This window comes from Streptomyces sp. NPDC004788 (assembly GCF_053601115.1).
Genome location: NZ_JBSGBF010000067.1, coordinates 1 through 15,802, shown reverse-complemented (window position 1 = coordinate 15,802; position 15,802 = coordinate 1). Strand labels below are relative to the sequence as shown.

Genomic DNA, 15,802 nt, shown 5'->3' with positions numbered 1-15,802 from the left:
TGATGACCGATCCGGCCACCGCGTCGGCTGGTCTGGACACCGCCACCCTGAGCGAAATGCTCCGGGTGGCCGGGTCCCCCGGCTTCGACCGCTGGCGCGAGCAGATCCACCGCACCGGCGGCTGCTCCCACCCCATCCACCTCACCGGCTGGACCATCACCCGGGACAAGACGACCGGCGAGACCCTCCACCGGTACTCCACCGACACCGAACCGGGCGGACGGCTCCGGATCGCCTGCGGCAACCGCCGGGCCTCCCGCTGCCCCGCCTGCGCGTGGACGTACGCGGGCGACACGTACCACCTCATCCGCGCCGGCCTCGCCGGAGACGACCGCCGGGACATCCCCGCCACCGTCCGCGAACACCCCCGCGTCTTCCTCACCCTCACCGCCCCGTCCTTCGGCCCGGTTCACAACCGCCCCGGCACCTGGCCCTGCCGCTGCGGCACCCGCCACGCCGAGGACGACGCCGCCCTCGGCACCCCGCTCGACCCCGAGTCGTACGACTACGCTGCCGCCGTCCTCTTCAACAACCATGCCGGGCAGCTCTGGCAGCGGTTCACGAATCGACTCCGCCGGGAGATCGCCGCCGCGGCCGGCCTCTCGCAGAGGGAGCTGAAGAAGGTCGCCCGGATCTCGTACGGGAAGGTTGCCGAGTTCCAGAAGCGCGGCGCCGTCCACTTTCATGCCGTCGTCCGCATCGACGGCCCGGACGGCCCCGACTCCCCGCCGCCGTCGTGGGCGACCACCGAATGCCTCACCGACGCCATCCGGGCCGCCGCCACCCACGCGTACACAACCATCACCGTCCCCGCCACCGGCGACCAGCCGTTACGTCGCCTCCGCTGGGGCACCCAGCTCGACATCCGCCCCGTGAAGGCGTTCGGCGACGGCTCCGACATCACCGAACAGGCTGTCGCCTCGTACATCGCCAAGTACGCCACCAAAGCCGCCGAGACCACCGGCAGTCTCGACCGCCGCATCGGCAACCGTGAGGCCCTGGTCCTCCTCGGCGTTCCCGACCACACCCGCCGCCTCGTCGAAGCCTGCTTCGACCTCGACCCGCTCTACCCGGACCGCCGGCTCCTGGCCTGGGCCCACATGCTCGGCTTCCGGGGCCACTTCTCCACCAAGTCCCGGCGGTACTCCACCACCCTGAGCGAACTCCGCCAGACCCGCGCCGACTACCGCGCCGCCCAGGAACGCGCCGCCCGCGGCCTCGACGCCATCGAGCCGGACACCGTCCTCGTCCTCACCTCCTGGTCCTACGCCGGCCAGGGCCACTCCCCCGGCGAGGCCGCCCTCGCCGTCTCTATCGCCCGAGACATCCAGCTCAACCGTGAGACCGCCCGCGAAGCCCTACGCGACCAACTCGCCCTGGAAGGAGCAACCGCATGACCGACCGACTGCTGACCGTGGGCCAGGCCGCCGAACTCCTCGGCACCACCGAGAGGTTTCCGCGTCGACTCATCGCCGAGCGCCGGATCGTTTTCGTCAAGGTGGGGCGGCATGTCCGCATCCCTGAACGGGCCTTGGAGGAATTCGTCGTCGCCCACACCGTCCAGCCGATCACCACTCGTCGCCGATTCGCGGCGGTGGCCTAATGGCGAACAGCAAGGGAAAGCGGCGACGCTTCGGTGCCGTGCGCAAGCTGCCCTCCGGACGGTTCCAGGCTCGTTATCAGGGGCCCGACGGGATCACGCGATCGGCCCCCGAGACGTTTGCCTCGCAGACCGATGCCGATCGATGGCTCGTCCGCAAGGAAGCGGAGATCCTCGACGGCAAATGGAAGAACCCTGACGACAAGGTTCTCTTCGGGGTGTACGCCGACGCCTGGTTCAAGGAACGCGAATACGCGGCGACCACCCGCGAACGTAACGGCAGCGCGCTGCGACTTCACGTCCTGCCAACCTTCGCGGACGTGGTCCTAAGTGAGATCACCACACCCCAGATCCGCCGTTGGCGTGCCGGCCTCCTGGAGGCGGGTGTCGGTGAGCCGACGGTCGCCAAGGCGTACCAGATCCTCCGCGCCATCATGAACACCGCAGTCGACGACGAGCTGATCCAGCGCAACCCCTGTCGCATCAAGGGCGCCGGAGTGGCCAAGACGGCTGAGCGGCCGTTCCTCGACGTCGCCGAGGTCTTCCAGCTCGCTGACGCCGTGCCGGCGCGCTTCCGGGTGTTCATCCTGCTGGCGGCCTTCACCGGGCTCCGCTTCGGGGAGCTCGCCGCGCTTCAGCGCCACGACGTCGACATCGAACGACAAACCGTCGCCGTGCGGCGTTCCCTGGCCGAGACCCGGACGGACGGCATCCTGGTCAAGACGCCCAAGAGCGCGGCCGGTGTGCGCACCGTTGCCTTTCCGGCCTCGCTCGCGGAAGCCTTGGCGACTCATCTCGCCGTCTACGCTGAGCCGGGTCGGACCGGGCTGGTCTTCACCGGAGCCCGCGGTGGGCAGCTGCGGCGGAACAACTTCCGCCGGCTGTGGTTGAAAGCCCTGAAGACCGCCGGCCTCCGCGACGTCCACTTCCACGATCTGCGCCACACCGGTAACACCCTCGCCGCGACCGGTGGCGCCACGACGCGGGAGCTGATGCAGCGGATGGGGCACTCGTCGGTGCGGGCCGCGTTGATCTATCAGCACCTGGTGAACGGTCGTGACCAGGCCATCGCCGCCCATGTCGACGAGCAGATCAGGAAGGTCCGGCCGACAGAGCCCGGCGAGGCATCTGGCACGTAAGTGGCACGACGCCTCTCCACCGCTCTCGCGGCTGGGGGAAGAACAAGGCCCAGGTTCCCGGTTCAGTACCGGTGGCCTGGGCCTTTGTCTATCTACCTACTGGTGGGCGCGGACGGTTTCGAACCGCCGACATCTGCTTTGTAAGAGCAGCGCTCTACCCCTGAGCTACGCACCCGTGGAAGTGAAGCAACAGCGTACATGGCGGACCGGTGGGTGCGGCAAACCGGTGGCTGGGGTGGGGGGTGGGGCAACCGGTGGGGTCGTGTGTTCGTCCAGGGTGGGTGGGAGAATGTAGCGGTCCGGGCAGGGCGGCTGAGAGAGCGCGGGAGAGGGAACGTGGCGGCGACCGTGGGCAGGGGTGGGGCGACGCGCGGGAACTCCGGGGTGTTCGGGCTGGTCGTCGCGTTGCCGCTGGTCGTGGCCGCCGTGGTGCCGCACGCATTCGCCGGGGGCGGGGGCGGGGGGCGGCGTTGGTTCGGGGGGCGGGACGAGGGGCGGCGGGCGGCGGCGCAGGCGGCCAAGGACGCCGCTGCGGCCGCGTTCTACGAGCTGGACACCGCGCAGCGGGGGCTGCGGATCTCGATCGAGACGATCACCGCGGTCGACGACTCGGCGGAGGCGCGCCGCGCGGTCGAGGGCTTCGCGGCGCTGGGGCGGCGGATCGACGAGGTCAGTGGCGCGTACATCACCGCCGTCGACAGCCATGACCTGGACCGCGACGAGCTGGACGCGGCGGCCGCCGGGCGGGCCCGGGCGGACATGGAGAAGGCCAGGGACGAGCTGGTACGGGTCAAGGGGGAGCTGGACCGGTTCGAGCAGGGGCTCGCGCCGCTGCTCGGGCGGGCCGAGACCCAGCTGGCCCGGCTGGCGCCCGCCGTCGAGCGGGCGCGACAGGCGCTCCGGAACGCGAGCGGTGCTCTCGACGCGGTGCGGGAGGGCGGGTTCCGCGCCGACGACCTCGCCGCCCGGCTCGCCCGGCTCGGCCCCGAGCTCACCCGGCTCAACGAGGGCGCCGGCCGGCACGGCGTCGCCGAGACCCTGCAGCGCGCGGACCAGGTGCTCCGCGAGGCCGAGGCCGTGCGGGCCGAGGCCGAGCAGGTGCCCGAGCGGGCCGCCGAGATCGACAAACGCCTTGTCTCCCTCCGTACCCGCGCCCAGGCCCTCGCCACCCGCGCCGCCGGCGTCGAGCCCGTTCTGTCCGAGCTGCGCCGCCGCTTCTCCGCCGCCTGCTGGCAGGACCTCCAGCACGTGCCCGAGCAGGCCGGCACCGCCGCCCGGCAGGCCGAGGAGCGGCTCGCCGAGGCGGCGAAGGCCCGCGACGAGCAGCGGTGGCCCGACGCGACCTCGCTGCTCTCCACCGTCCGCGCCCTGCTCAACACCGCCGACGAGGGCGTCGCGGCCGCCGGCGAGCGGCTGCGGCGGCTGAACGCGGTCGCCAAGGACCCGCACGACGAGATCGACCGCACCCGCTTCGCCGTACGCGACGCCCAGCGCCTCGCCATGTCCGGCCGCACCACACCCGAGCCGCGGCACGCAGGACCGCTCGACGAGGCCGTGGCCCGCATCGACCGGGCCGTCGGCATGCTCGACACTGGCCGGCACCCCGACTACTGGGCCTTCCTCACCGAACTGGAGGCGATCCGCGCGACCGCCGCCCGGGTCGTCGAGCAGATCCGCGAGGAGCGCGCCAAGCCCTGACCGGCGGGCCACGGCAGGCCGTAACCTGTGGCCATGCCTCGTTACGAGTACCGCTGCCGGACCTGCGGCGACACCTTCGAGCTCAGCCGCCCCATGGCCGAGTCCGCCGCCCCCGCCGCCTGCCCCTCCGGGCACGACGACACCGTCAAGCTGCTCTCGGCCGTCGCCGTCGGCGGCACGGCCGCGCAGAACAAGCCCTCCGGCGGAGGCGGCGGAGGCGGCTGCTGTGGCGGGGGCTGCTGCGGCTAGCCCCGGCAGGCCCTAGCTTCCCAGGTACCTCAGCACCGCCAGCACCCGCTTGCTGTAGCCCTCGCTCCGGCCCGTCAGCTCGAGCTTGTCGAAGATCGCGTTGATGTGTTTCTCCACCGCGCTCTGCGACACATGGAGCAGGGCCGCCACCGTCGCGTTCGTGTGGCCCTGCGCCATCGCCGCCAGGACCTCGCTCTCGCGCGGGGTGAGCCGGGCCAGCGGGTCGGTGTGGGAGGAGCGGACGAGGAGGCGGCGCACGACCTCCGGGTCGAAGGCGGTGCGCCCCTCCCCCACCCGGTCCAGGGCGTCCAGGAACTCGTCGACCTGCGCCACGCGGTCCTTCAGCAGATAGCCCACGCCGCCCGTGCCGGGCCCCTCCGTCGCGCCCGTCAGCAGCTCGGTCGCGTACCGCTTCTCCACGTACTGCGACAGCACCAGCACCCCCACCTCCGGCCACCGTGCCCGGATCTCGATCGCCGCGCGCAGCCCCTCGTCCGTGTGGCCGGGCGGCATGCGCACATCGGCGACGACGACCTCCGGCGGGTCGGCCGCGACGGCCGCGAGGAGTTCGACGGCGGTGCCGACGGCGGCCCGCACCTCGTGGCCCTCCTCGGCCAGGAGCCGTACGAGCCCCTCCCGCAACAAGGTCGAGTCCTCTGCGAGCATCACCCGCACGGCAGCTCCGCCCCGATCACCGTCGGGCCGCCCGGCGGGCTGTCGACCGTGAAGCGTCCGTCGAGCGCCGCCACCCGGCTCGCGAGGCCCGCGAGGCCGCTGCCCCGGCCGGGGTCCGCGCCGCCCGCACCGTCGTCCCGTACTCGTATGTCCAACACCCCGTCCCTCTCGTTCACTTGAACGTGCACCAGGCCTGCCCCGGCATGCTTGACGACGTTCGTCACCGCTTCCGCGACGACGAAGTACGCGGCGGCCTCCACGGACTTGGGCAGCGGGCCCGGCACGGCGTACCCGAGGCGCACCGGCAGCGGGCTGCGCTCCACGACCGCCTCGAGAGCCGTCCGCAGACCGGCCTGGTCGAGGATCGCCGGGTGCACCCGCCAGGCCACCTCGCGGAGTTCGGCGAGCGCCCGCCGGCTCTCCTCGTGGGCCTGGAGCAGCAACTCGGCGGCTCGCTCGGGGTCCTGGCCGCGGCGGGCGCGGCCGATGAGCATGCCGAGGGCGACGAGCCGCTGCTGCACGCCGTCGTGTAGGTCGCGTTCGATGCGGCGGCGCTCCTCGTGGACGACGTCCATGATCTCGGCGCGGCTCGCGGCGAGTTCGGCGATCCGGGCCTCGAGCGCGTCGGCCTGGCGCGGCCCGAGCATGCGCAGCGCCAACTCGCCCTCCATCTTCGCGACGTGACCGAGTCCTTGGACGGACAGGAAGAGCAGGAGCAGCCCGCCCAGGCCGCCGAGGGCGACCGGCAGCGGCTGCCGGATGTCGACGAGGAGCCAGCCGGCGAGCGCGAAGGCGAGATACCCGAGGCCGGCCGCCGCGCACCCGAGGACCACCGCGCCCAGGAGGCCGACCGGCCAGCGGGAGAGGAGGTACGGGACGGTGCGCGGGTGGGCGTAGGGCGGTATGCGAACGCCGAGGAGCCGGTCGAGCCGCCACCGCTCCGCCCGTACGAGCCGGTCCACCGCCCCGGCCGCCGCGCGCCGCCCGCCCGGCCGGACCGCGAGCGGAAGCGAGAGGAGGCCGGCCGCCATCTCCAGGACCACGAGCAGGGCCCCGAGCGCGAGCCCGGCCGCGAGGGCGAGCCCCCTCGCGGGCCCCGTCACAAGCCCTGCCGCGTGCCCCCTCTGCAGCCCCGCCGCGGGCGCCGTCCCGAGCCCCGCCACAGGCGCCCTCGTACCCCGAAGCCTCTTCATGATCAGCCACGCTAGCGGGCCCGCGCCGTCCGCACCCTGCGGAAAACCGCACCGTTCCCTGCGGACGGCAGCAGTCCCCCGCGCCGTGCCGCTTCCTAGCGTGGAAGGCATGAACATGGAGACCTGGATCAACAGCCTCATGGACACCCTCGGCGCGCCCGGCGCGGGCGTCGCCGTCGCCCTCGAGAACCTCTTCCCGCCCATCCCGAGCGAGGTCATCCTGCCGCTCGCCGGCTTCGCCGCCTCCACGGGGCGGATGAACCTGCTCGCCGCGCTGCTGTGGACCACGGCCGGCTCGGTGCTCGGCGCGCTCGCGCTGTACGGGGTGGGGGCGCTGTTCGGGCGGGATCGGGTGCTCGCGATCGCCGCGCGGCTGCCGCTGGTGAAGGTCGCGGACATCGAGCGGACGGAGACGTGGTTCGCCCGGCACGGCACCAAGGCGGTGCTGCTGGGTCGCATGGTGCCGATCTTCCGCAGCCTGATCTCGGTGCCCGCCGGGGTCGAGCGGATGCGGCTGCCCCTTTTCCTGGCCCTCACCACACTGGGCAGCGCGCTGTGGAACACCGTCTTCGTCCTCGCCGGGTACGTCCTCGGCGAGAACTGGGAGCAGGTCACGGACTACGTCTCGGTCTACTCGAAGGCGGTGCTCCTCATGGCGCTCGCGGCGATGGCGATGTTCGTCGCCGTGCGTCTCGTACGGACGTTCAGGCCGGGTCCGGGAGCGCGCCGGGCCCGGCGCTGAACCGCGACGACGCCTGGTCCCGCGCCGCCGCGCGGAAGCGGCGGAGGATCTCCTCGCCCGCCGCCACGCCGCGCTCGGTCAGTGCCTCCACGTGCGGTGCGGTCCAGTCCGAGTCGGCGAGTTCGCCGTGGCCCGGGCGCCAGGCGCGGTCGGCGGCGAGGAGCAGGTCGGCGTCGAGGAGGGAGTCGCCGGCGGCGAGGGTGAGGGTGGCGCCGGTGCGGCGGGCGACCTCACGCACGGCCGCGCTCTTGGTGAGCGGCTTCGGCACCGCGTACACCTTCCGGCCCTGGAGCGAGACCGTCCAGCCGCGCTCGTCCGCCCATGCGGTGAAGCCGGCCAGCCACTCCTCCGGGAGCCGCTCGCGCTCGACGACGAGGTAGGCGAACAGGTCCTCGGCGACGCGGTGCTTGCGCACCCAGGACGGGTCGGTGGTGGCGGCGAGGTGTGCCCGGACCTCGGCGAGCGGGGCGCACGCCTCCGCGACCCGGCGGAGCACCTCGGTGTGCCAGTCGGGGTCGGAGACCCCGTCGACGAGGAGGTGACCGCCGTTGGCGCAGATCGCGTACGTCGGCGGGGGCGCGCCGGCGCCGAGCAGGCGGATGCGCTGGTACTGCTTGCGGGTGCGGGTGGTGGTCGGCACGAAGACCGTCTCGGCGGCGAGTTCGCGCAGCTGGGCGGCGGCGTGCTCGGTGACGTACGAGAGCGGCTTGGACTCGTGGACCTCGACGCAGAGCAGGCGGGGGGCCTGCGGGTCGGGCATGCCGAGGGCGAGGGCCGCGCTGGAGTAGATGAGGGTGCGGTCGAGGTCGCTGGCGACGAGGACCTTCGTGTTCACGGTGCCGGTCACTGGGACGCCACCGCCTTGCCGTCGGCGCCGGTCGCCCCGCGCGTGTACCTGGGGTGGATCAGTCCGACGCAGCTGTACGGCAGTTCGTCGACCTCCTCGACCGGTACGCCGCGCTGCTCGGCCAGCAGCCGTACGTGTGCCAGGTCGGCGCCCGCGCCCCGCTTGGCCAGGATCTTCCACGGCACGCGGCGCAGCAGCACCCTGGTCGTCTCGCCGACGCCCGGCTTGACCAGGTTGACGTCGTGGATGCCGTACTCCTCGCTGATCCGCTCGACGGCCGCCCAGCCTTCCCAGGTGGGGGTGCGGTCGGCGGCGAGCAGCTCCTTCACGTCGGCGTCGACGGCCGCCGCGACCTCGTCGAAGCGGGCGGCGACGGCGTCGAGGAAGGCGCCGGAGACGTCGGCGCCGGCCAGCTCGCGGTAGAACTTCGCGCCGTGGAAATCGTGCGGGCCGACGAGGTCGGCGCGCAGGACGGTGCGCGATATCAGGCCGGAGACGGTGGAGTTGAGGCAGGCGGAGGGGATGAGGAAGTCCTCACGGGTGCCGTAGGTGCGGACGCAGGAGCCGGGGTCGGCGAGCACCGCGATCTCCGGGTCGAACCCGGAGCCGGCGAAGTCGTTCACCGCTTCGGCCAGTTCGCGGGTGATCGCGCCCTTGCCGGTCCAGCCGTCGACGAACACCACGTCGGTCGGGTCGTGGTGCTCGGCCAGCCAGCGCAGCGCGTTGGCGTCGATGCCGCGGCCGCGCACGATCGACACCGCGTAGTGCGGCAGGTCGAGCCCGTGCCGGTGCCGCGCCCACCGGCGCATCAGCACCCCGACGGGCGTTCCTGCCCGGGCCAGCGAGACCAGGACCGGGCGCGGCGACCGCTCGGCGAGCACGGTCTCGGTGACCGTGCCGACGGCCCGGGCGATACGGGACGCCGAGCTCTCCAGCGCGGTGCGGAACAGCTCCTGGTACGCCTCGCTCGGCTGGTACTCCACCGGCAGCGACTCCGCGTAGTGCGCTCCGCCGCTCTGGATCGCCTCCTCGCGCTCCTCGGTCGGCGCCTCGAGCCGTACGTCCGACAGGTCCTGGAGCAGCCAGCCCACCTCCTCCGGCGCGTACGAGGAGAACGCGGGGCCGCGCAGGGGCTCGGACAGCATGGAGCTCCTTCCAGGAGCATCGTGAGTCGCGGGAGTAGCGGGTGTCGCGGAAGCAGCGCGCGTCGCGGATACAGAGCGCGTCGCGGATACAGCGCGTGTCGCGGAAGCAGCGCGTGTCGCGGAAGCAGCGCGTATCGCGGATACAGCGCGTATCGCGGAAGTCGTGGGAGTGGGCGGAGTCGCGGGTGCTGCCGGTTCCGCCGGAGTCGCGGGTACGTGGGAGGGCACGACGGCCAGCACGACGTGCGGCACGTGCGCGGCGAGCTGCGCGAGCAGTCCGTCCGGCGCGTGCAGCTCGGGCGTGTCGCCGACCGAGTCGACGACGGCCACGACCGCGTCGAAACCGTTGCCGGCGACGTTGTACGCGTACCGCTCCCCCGGCCCGTCGGCGGGCGCGTCGTGCGCGGGGAAGACGAGCCGGGTCCGTATCGCGTACCCGGGATCGTCGACGGCGAGGACGGGCGAGCGGGTCGTCGTCGAGTACCGCACGTCGTGCCCGGCCGCCTCCAGCTCGCCGGCGAGGCGCAGGGGTGCGTACATGAGCTCCTCGAAGCCGAGGACCAGGACGCGCCCGCCCTGCCCGGGGCCCGGCAGTGCCTCGCCGATCCGCGCCGCCATAGCGGGCAGCGCCGCCTCCAGGCGGTCCCGGTGCTCGGGCGTGAAGCCGTGCCGCCCGCCGTCGGGAACGCCGGCGGGCCAGTCGAGATCGACGCGGAGGGGCGTGGGGCGAGGCGTGCGCGGAGCAGCGGGCGGGGCGGCTGCCCGCCCCTGTCCGGCGTGGGTCGGCGATGGCGCCGGCCCCTCCTGCGCGGTGCCCTTCGCGTCCCGCGGCGCCGCGTTCGCCTCGTGCCGCGCCACCAGCTCCTGGCCCTTCGCCAGGACGCCCTCGGGCAGGTCCACCGTGCCCGCTGCCAGGGTGATCAGGTCGACCCGGGCGCCGAGTTCCGTCGCGAAGGACGTCAGGCGGGCGCGGTCGGCCGGGGCGCGCATGTCGACGAGGGCGACGATGACGTAGCGGTCGCGCGGGTAGCGGGCGTGGAGGGCGCGGATGGTGTTGAGGACGGTGTTGCCGGTGGAGAACTCGTCGTCGACGAGCACGAGGGGGCCGGGGGCGGCGAGGAGGGCGGGGTTCTCGGGGAGGAGGAGGTGGGAGGTGGCGTGGGAGTGGGACTCCTCGAAGCCGCCGGCGGGGGCGACGCCCGGGACGGGGCGGCGGGTGGAGTGGAGGTAGGGGGCGAGGGCGAGGCCGTCGGCGACGCTGTGGCCGAGGCCGGTGGCGGTCTCCGCGTAGCCGAGGACGACCGCGCGGGCCGCCTCGGTGTCGCCGAGCAGCCGTCGTACCCGCACACCCAGGTCGTGCCCGGCGTCGCGGACCACGGAGGGCCGCTGGGGCACGTGCTTGCCCAGGACGTTGGAGACGAGCAGGTGCGCCCGCTTGGGGTTGCGGCGCAGCGCCAGGCCCAGCAGGTCACGCAACTGTTCGTCACCGACCAGTTCGACGCCCAGTCGCTCCGCGACCCACGTTCCGGTCCACACCACGTCGTTCGTCTTCCTTTCCCGTGCCGGTCGCTATGCGGCGAGGCCGGCGGTGAGCAGCTCCACGAAGCCGACGTCCTCGCGGGCCACGCCGAAGACCTCGGCGCGCCTGAGGGTGCGCTCGGCCCAGGCGCGGTGCGGCTTCACCTCGTTCATCTTGTTCGTGTACGCGGAGCGGAGCACCCCGCCACCGTCGCGTTCCGGCCGCAGGATGTCCTGCGCGTCGCTGAACTCCTCGTGGGTGACCACGGACAGCGCGTGCACCGGCACCACATGGCTGGGGTGGATGCAGGTCTTGCCGAGTAGGCCGTTGGCGCGATCGAGCTCGATCTCGCGGAGCAGTCCGTCGAGGTCGTGCTCGATGAGCGCGGTGCGCAGGTCCTCGGCGCGGCCCTCCAGGAAGGGGCTGCGGCGCAGCTGGGGCTTGAACATGCGCTCGCCGGGCCGGAAGTACTCCCACACGGGTCCGGTGATGGTGAAGCCGGTGCCGTCGGAGCGGCCGAGGACGTTGACGACGTCGCCGATGACGGCGGAGACGATCTGGACGTCGTACGCGGTCATGTCGGGCGAGCGGCGCAGCCCGTAGTGGGAGCAGAAGTCGGTCACGCCGAGGCGGAGCGCGAGGATCCGCTCGCGGTACTTGTCGGTGAGGGAGGCGATTCCGGCCAGGGTCTCGACCCGGGTCTCCAGGTGGAGCAGTTCGGGGGACTCCAGGACGGGCATGGCGAAGAGGCGGCGGCCGCAGCTCTGCTCGGCGGCGGTGAGCGCTTCGAGGAAGGGCCGGCCACGGGTCTCGGTGAACTTGGGTAGTACGAATCCGGACAGCAGCCGGACGCTCGCGCCGAACCGGGCGACCAGGTCGGTGATCTGGCGCGGCTCGCGGACCCGGACGAAGAGCAGGGGCAGGTCCGCGGCGGCGGCGCCGGCCTCGTCGGCGGACAGTTCGGCGAACTGGCGGACCAGGTTGTCCTCGCCCGCCGCCACGTCCGCGTCGCTGATGGAGTCCTCCAGGCAGAGGACCATGGAGACGACTCCACGGGCCGCCTGCTTGCGGATGTCGGCGGCGAGCCGGGGTCGGGTGGCGGGGCTGTAGAGCGTGGCGCCGAGGGCCGCGGCGAGGGTGCGCGCGGGGGAGTCGGCCGTGAACTCGGCCGGCTCCTGGTGGAACAGTCCGGCCCGGGTGGCGGCCGGAATGTGCCCGAAATGACGCATATATATCCCCCGACTGGGCTCGCGGCCGCTGACGACATGTGGCCGGTAATAGTACGTAGGAGAGGGTGTCCTCAGTTCCCCCCGTGCGTGAAGTTCAGGTAACTCGTCCGCTTCCGGCCCCCCGCGTTGTCCGGATGGCGGGCGGGCAGGGAAGATGACGGGCATGACGCACGCGATGCTGAAGGGCTCCAACGTCCCTCTCGACACCGCGGCCGTACGGGCCGTGCTCCGCTGGACCCCCGGCCCCGGGGTGCCCGACGTGGACGCGTCGGCCCTGCTGCTCGGGGTGGACGGGCGCGTCCGCTCCGACGAGGACTTCGTCTTCTACAACCAGCCCCGGCACCCCTCCGGGATGGTGCGGCGGCTCGCGAAGAAGCGGGAGCCCGAGGGGCTGACCGATCCCGTGGAGGCCGATCTGGGCGGTCTGGACGCCTCGGTCGACCGGGTGGTGATCGCGGCCTCCTCGGACGGCGGCACCTTCCGGTCCGTCTCCGACCTGCGGATCCTCGTGTTCGACGCGGCTCCGGGCGCGGCGGGCGGCGAGCCGCTCGCGGTGTTCGACGTGTCGGCCGAGACCGGCGAGGAGACGGCGATCATCTGCGGCGAGCTGTACCGGCGCGGGGACGGCTGGAAGTTCCGGGCGGTGGGGCAGGGCTACCCGACCGGTCTGGTCGGCCTGGCCACCGACTTCGGGGTGTCGGTCGACGACGGCGTGGAGGCCGCCGCCGACGCGCCCGAGGCCCCGGCCACCGCTCCCGCCCCCGCCCCGGCTCCCACCCCCGCGCACGACCCCGACGCGACGGTCGTCCACACCCCGGCCGTACCGCCGCAGCCCACCGCTCCACCCGCTCCCCCGGTTCCGGCGCAGCCCCCGGCGTACGGGTATCCGCAGCCCACGGGCGCGCCGGCGCCCGCTCCCGCGTACGGCTATCCGCACGCGGCCCCGGAGTTCCGGATGCCGCCGATGGGGCCGCAGTTCGTCGGTCGCTGACACGGCGACACGCTCTCGGCAGGCCGGGTCAGGTCTTCGTCTTGAAGCCCCGGCCCCACTGCATGCCCCAGCCGTACAGCCGGTCCAGCTCGGCCTGGAAGCCGTACACGAAACGCACCTCGCGCCGCACCATCAGCTCGCCCTTGACGTTGTCGACGGTGAAGACGGCGCAGGAGCGGGCCTGCGGGGCGCGCTCGTCGAGTTCGATCTCGATGCGCGGGCCGTTGCTCGGGTAGAGCGTGACCTTGGCGTGGGTGCGGTCGAAGGCCGGGGTCTGGTCGTAGATGTAGACGAAGAACAGCAGGCGCTTGATCTCGTCGCGGTGGTCGAGGTTGACGAAGATCGTCTCGCCGGAGGGCGCGCCGAACCGGTCGTCGCCGCTGAGCTTCACGTACGGCGGCTCGTTCAGCTCGCCGAAGAAGTTGCCGAGTGGCTGGATCACGCCCTTGCTGCCGTCGGTCAGCTCGTAGAGGCAGCCGAGGTCGAGGTCGACGTTGACCACGCCCTGGGTGTGGGCCTGGACCTCCTCGGGCTTGAAGAGCTTGAGGGGGTGGCGCAGCAGGCTCGTGGAGTGACGGGGGCCCTCGATGTCGGAGGTGCGCATCCGCCAGGAGAGGTTGACCCGGAGGTTGCCAGTGGCGGCGCCCTGCTTGGTGAGGGAGACCGTGGGGTGGCGGCGGGTCAGGTCGATGGAGTTCGCGGCGGCGCCGCCGGAGTCGAACGGGTCCCGGCCCGGGAAGAGATTGTCGAAGAAGCCCACGGGCCCCCACCCCCCACTGTCGTCATCTGCCGACTGTCGTCACAACGCGCTGGACATGCCGCTCTGGACATGCCGCTCCGAACATGCCGCGGGGCGGCCGGGTGACCCGACCGCCCCAGTGAAGCGTTCCTCATTCTCGGGGGCGTCACACCCCGGAAGTCACCTCGGCCTTGTCGTCCGAGGCGTCAGCTTTTCCCTCGGCCGCCGCGAGCGCCTTGTTGCGGCGGACGGAGGACCAGAAGGACCAGGCGATGAGGACGACGCCGACGAGGCCGGTGATGACCTCGTTGATCTCGTACTGGATGGTGACCAGGAGCAGGACGGCGAGGGCGCCGATCGCGTAGTGGGCGCCGTGCTCCAGGTAGACGTAGTCGTCGAGGGTGCCCTGGCGGACCAGGTAGACGGTCAGCGAGCGGACGTACATGGCGCCGACGCCGAGGCCGAGGGCCATCAGGACGATGTCGTTGGTGATGGCGAAGGCGCCGATGACTCCGTCGAAGGAGAAGGAGGCGTCGAGGACCTCCAGGTAGAGGAACATGAAGAAGGCGGCCTTGCCGGCCAGCACGACTGCCGAAACCTTCTTGCCGGAGCGCTTGGCCTCTTCCTCGGCCTCGTGCTCGGCCTCCTCTTCCTCCTCCAGCTTGTTCTCGAAGTAGCCGGAGAGACCGCCGACGACGAGGTACGTGATGAGGCCGGCGATGCCGGAGACGAGCACCGTCTGCGCCTTGTCGACGTGCATGCCGCCGTGCTGGTGGGCCTGGGTGGCGAAGGTCATCGAGGTGACGAGCAGGGCGATCAGCGCGATGCAGACCGACAGCATGTCGACCTTGCCGAGCTTGGCCAGCGGGCGCTCGATCCAGCGCAGCCACTGGATGTCACGGTCCTCGAAGATGAAGTCGAGGAAGATCATCAGCAGGAACATGCCACCGAAGGCGGCGATCGACGGGTGGGCGTCGGTGACGAGCTGCTGGTACTTGTCGGCGTCGTTGAGGGCCAGGTCGACGGCCTCGATCGGGCCGATCTTGGCGCTGATCGCGACGATCACGACGGGGAAGACCAGCCGCATGCCGAAGACCGCGATGAGCACACCGACCGTGAGGAAGATCTTCTGCCAGAAGGCGTTCATCTTCTTCAGGATTCCGGCGTTGACCACCGCGTTGTCGAAGGAGAGCGAGATCTCGAGGATGCAGAGGATCGCGACGACCCCGAAAGCCTCCCACCCCCCGTAGAGCACCGCGGCGGCGAGGCCGAGGGCGGTGATCGCGAACGACCAGCCGAAGGTTTTCAGAATCACTGTCTACCCCATCGTGATATTTACGCGGCTTTACGAAACGTTGACCCCGAAGTCTAGAGCGATGCCCCGAAGTCCGGACGCGTACCCCTGGCCGACCGCCCGGAACTTCCATTCGCCGTTGTAGCGGTAGAGCTCGCCGAAGATCATCGCGGTCTCGGTGGAGGCGTCCTCGGAGAGGTCGTAGCGCGCGAGTTCCTGGCCGTCGGCCTGGTTCACGACCCGGATGAAGGCGTTGCTGACCTGGCCGAAGGACTGACCGCGGAGGTCGGCCTCGTGGATCGAGACCGGGAAGACGATCTTGTCGCAGGCGTCGGGAACCCGGGTGAGGTCCACGATCAGCGACTCGTCGTCGCCCTCACCCTCGCCGGTGAGGTTGTCGCCGGTGTGTTCGACGGAGCCCTCGGGGCTCCTGAGGTTGTTGTAGAACACGAAGTACTCGTCGCCGAGCACCCGGCCCGACTGGCACAGCAGAGCGCTGGCGTCGAGGTCGAACGGGGCTCCGGTGGTGGAGCGCGCGTCCCAGCCGAGACCCACCAGCACCTGGGTGAGGTTGGGTGCGGCCTTGGAGAGGGAGACATTGCCTCCCTTGGCGAGCGTGACGCCCATGACGGTGGTTCCTCCCCGAGGGTTCTGCGAATGCGGCCCGGCGGAGCCCGGTCGCACGATGAGGCACGTCCGGCGCCGCACGGAGGTGCGGCGCGCGGAGGGGGCTGGCGGCCGG

The 15,802-nt window shown here is 72.1% G+C and carries 15 protein-coding genes and 1 tRNA gene; 7 read left to right on the top strand and 9 right to left on the bottom strand.

The annotated features are described in order from the left end of the window. Nucleotides 1-2: 2 nt before the first annotated feature. From repSA to ACWEJX_RS25815, 3 genes are read left to right on the top strand one after another with little or no spacing between them, the layout of a single operon-like run. Nucleotides 3-1,397 (top strand): replication initiator protein RepSA, encoded by a 1,395-nt coding sequence (gene repSA / locus ACWEJX_RS25825; RefSeq protein ID WP_451609822.1) that lies wholly within the window; start codon nucleotides 3-5, stop codon nucleotides 1,395-1,397. Beyond that, entirely contained in the window at nucleotides 1,394-1,603 is a 210-nt protein-coding gene (locus tag ACWEJX_RS25820) for an excisionase family DNA-binding protein (protein WP_341623205.1), read from the top strand. Before repSA ends, ACWEJX_RS25820 begins: the two co-directional genes overlap by 4 nt. Next, nucleotides 1,603-2,739, top strand: coding sequence for a tyrosine-type recombinase/integrase (locus tag ACWEJX_RS25815; protein ID WP_451609785.1), 1,137 nt, complete (start codon nucleotides 1,603-1,605; stop codon nucleotides 2,737-2,739). Before ACWEJX_RS25820 ends, ACWEJX_RS25815 begins: the two co-directional genes overlap by 1 nt. A gap of 100 nt (nucleotides 2,740-2,839) precedes the next feature. On the opposite strand, the gene ACWEJX_RS25810 is transcribed toward ACWEJX_RS25815, so the two are convergent. After that, nucleotides 2,840-2,914 (bottom strand) — tRNA-Val (locus tag ACWEJX_RS25810). Between the two features lie 161 nt (nucleotides 2,915-3,075). Here ACWEJX_RS25810 and ACWEJX_RS25805 point away from each other — a divergent pair. Together ACWEJX_RS25805 and ACWEJX_RS25800 are read left to right on the top strand one after the other, a co-directional pair. Beyond that, nucleotides 3,076-4,437, top strand: coding sequence for a hypothetical protein (locus ACWEJX_RS25805; protein WP_451609784.1), 1,362 nt, complete (start codon nucleotides 3,076-3,078; stop codon nucleotides 4,435-4,437). Nucleotides 4,438-4,470: 33 nt separating this feature from the next. Next, nucleotides 4,471-4,686, top strand: a complete 216-nt coding sequence (locus tag ACWEJX_RS25800) for an FmdB family zinc ribbon protein (RefSeq protein ID WP_451609783.1) — start codon at nucleotides 4,471-4,473, stop codon at nucleotides 4,684-4,686. 12 nt (nucleotides 4,687-4,698) lie between these two features. Here the strand turns inward: ACWEJX_RS25800 and ACWEJX_RS25795 are convergent, their stop codons facing one another. Together ACWEJX_RS25795 and ACWEJX_RS25790 are read right to left on the bottom strand one after the other, a co-directional pair. Further along, a complete protein-coding gene (locus tag ACWEJX_RS25795; protein WP_451609782.1) occupies nucleotides 4,699-5,352 on the bottom strand; it encodes a response regulator transcription factor in 654 nt (217 codons plus the stop codon). Further along, nucleotides 5,352-6,464 (bottom strand): sensor histidine kinase, encoded by a 1,113-nt coding sequence (locus tag ACWEJX_RS25790; protein ID WP_451609781.1) that lies wholly within the window; start codon nucleotides 6,462-6,464, stop codon nucleotides 5,352-5,354. Before ACWEJX_RS25790 ends, ACWEJX_RS25795 begins: the two co-directional genes overlap by 1 nt. Nucleotides 6,465-6,663: 199 nt before the next feature. Here ACWEJX_RS25790 and ACWEJX_RS25785 point away from each other — a divergent pair, with 199 nt between their 5' ends. Further along, nucleotides 6,664-7,296, top strand: coding sequence for a DedA family protein (locus tag ACWEJX_RS25785; protein WP_451609780.1), 633 nt, complete (start codon nucleotides 6,664-6,666; stop codon nucleotides 7,294-7,296). Here the strand turns inward: ACWEJX_RS25785 and ACWEJX_RS25780 are convergent. The 3 genes from ACWEJX_RS25780 to ACWEJX_RS25770 are packed head-to-tail and all read right to left on the bottom strand — an operon-like array spanning nucleotide 7,259 to nucleotide 12,036. After that, the gene (locus ACWEJX_RS25780) at nucleotides 7,259-8,143 is read right to left on the bottom strand and encodes an HAD family hydrolase (RefSeq protein WP_451609779.1); all 885 of its coding nucleotides are present in this window, start codon (nucleotides 8,141-8,143) and stop codon (nucleotides 7,259-7,261) included. The two genes, ACWEJX_RS25785 and ACWEJX_RS25780, sit on opposite strands and share 38 nt — an antisense overlap. Beyond that, nucleotides 8,140-10,827 (bottom strand): phosphoribosyltransferase, encoded by a 2,688-nt coding sequence (locus tag ACWEJX_RS25775; protein WP_451609778.1) that lies wholly within the window; start codon nucleotides 10,825-10,827, stop codon nucleotides 8,140-8,142. Before ACWEJX_RS25775 ends, ACWEJX_RS25780 begins: the two co-directional genes overlap by 4 nt. Nucleotides 10,828-10,857: 30 nt before the next feature. Continuing rightward, nucleotides 10,858-12,036 carry an HpcH/HpaI aldolase/citrate lyase family protein gene (locus tag ACWEJX_RS25770; protein ID WP_451609777.1) on the bottom strand — a complete coding sequence of 393 codons (1,179 nt, stop codon included), beginning with the start codon at nucleotides 12,034-12,036 and terminating at the stop codon, nucleotides 10,858-10,860. Between the two features lie 154 nt (nucleotides 12,037-12,190). Here ACWEJX_RS25770 and ACWEJX_RS25765 point away from each other — a divergent pair, with 154 nt between their 5' ends. Continuing rightward, complete coding sequence (locus ACWEJX_RS25765; protein ID WP_451609776.1) at nucleotides 12,191-13,027, top strand: TerD family protein; 837 nt, start codon at nucleotides 12,191-12,193, stop codon at nucleotides 13,025-13,027. Nucleotides 13,028-13,055: 28 nt separating this feature from the next. On the opposite strand, the gene ACWEJX_RS25760 is transcribed toward ACWEJX_RS25765, so the two are convergent. The 3 genes from ACWEJX_RS25760 to ACWEJX_RS25750 all read right to left on the bottom strand — a co-directional run bounded on the left by ACWEJX_RS25760 (nucleotide 13,056) and on the right by ACWEJX_RS25750 (nucleotide 15,687). Beyond that, nucleotides 13,056-13,787: a TerD family protein gene (locus ACWEJX_RS25760; RefSeq protein ID WP_451609775.1), complete on the bottom strand. Its 732-nt coding sequence runs from the start codon at nucleotides 13,785-13,787 to the stop codon at nucleotides 13,056-13,058. A 145-nt stretch (nucleotides 13,788-13,932) separates the two neighbouring features. Then, complete coding sequence (locus ACWEJX_RS25755) at nucleotides 13,933-15,081, bottom strand: DUF475 domain-containing protein (RefSeq protein ID WP_451609774.1); 1,149 nt, start codon at nucleotides 15,079-15,081, stop codon at nucleotides 13,933-13,935. Between the two features lie 30 nt (nucleotides 15,082-15,111). Beyond that, nucleotides 15,112-15,687 carry a TerD family protein gene (locus ACWEJX_RS25750; RefSeq protein ID WP_451609773.1) on the bottom strand — a complete coding sequence of 192 codons (576 nt, stop codon included), beginning with the start codon at nucleotides 15,685-15,687 and terminating at the stop codon, nucleotides 15,112-15,114. Between the last annotated feature and the right edge of the window lie 115 nt (nucleotides 15,688-15,802).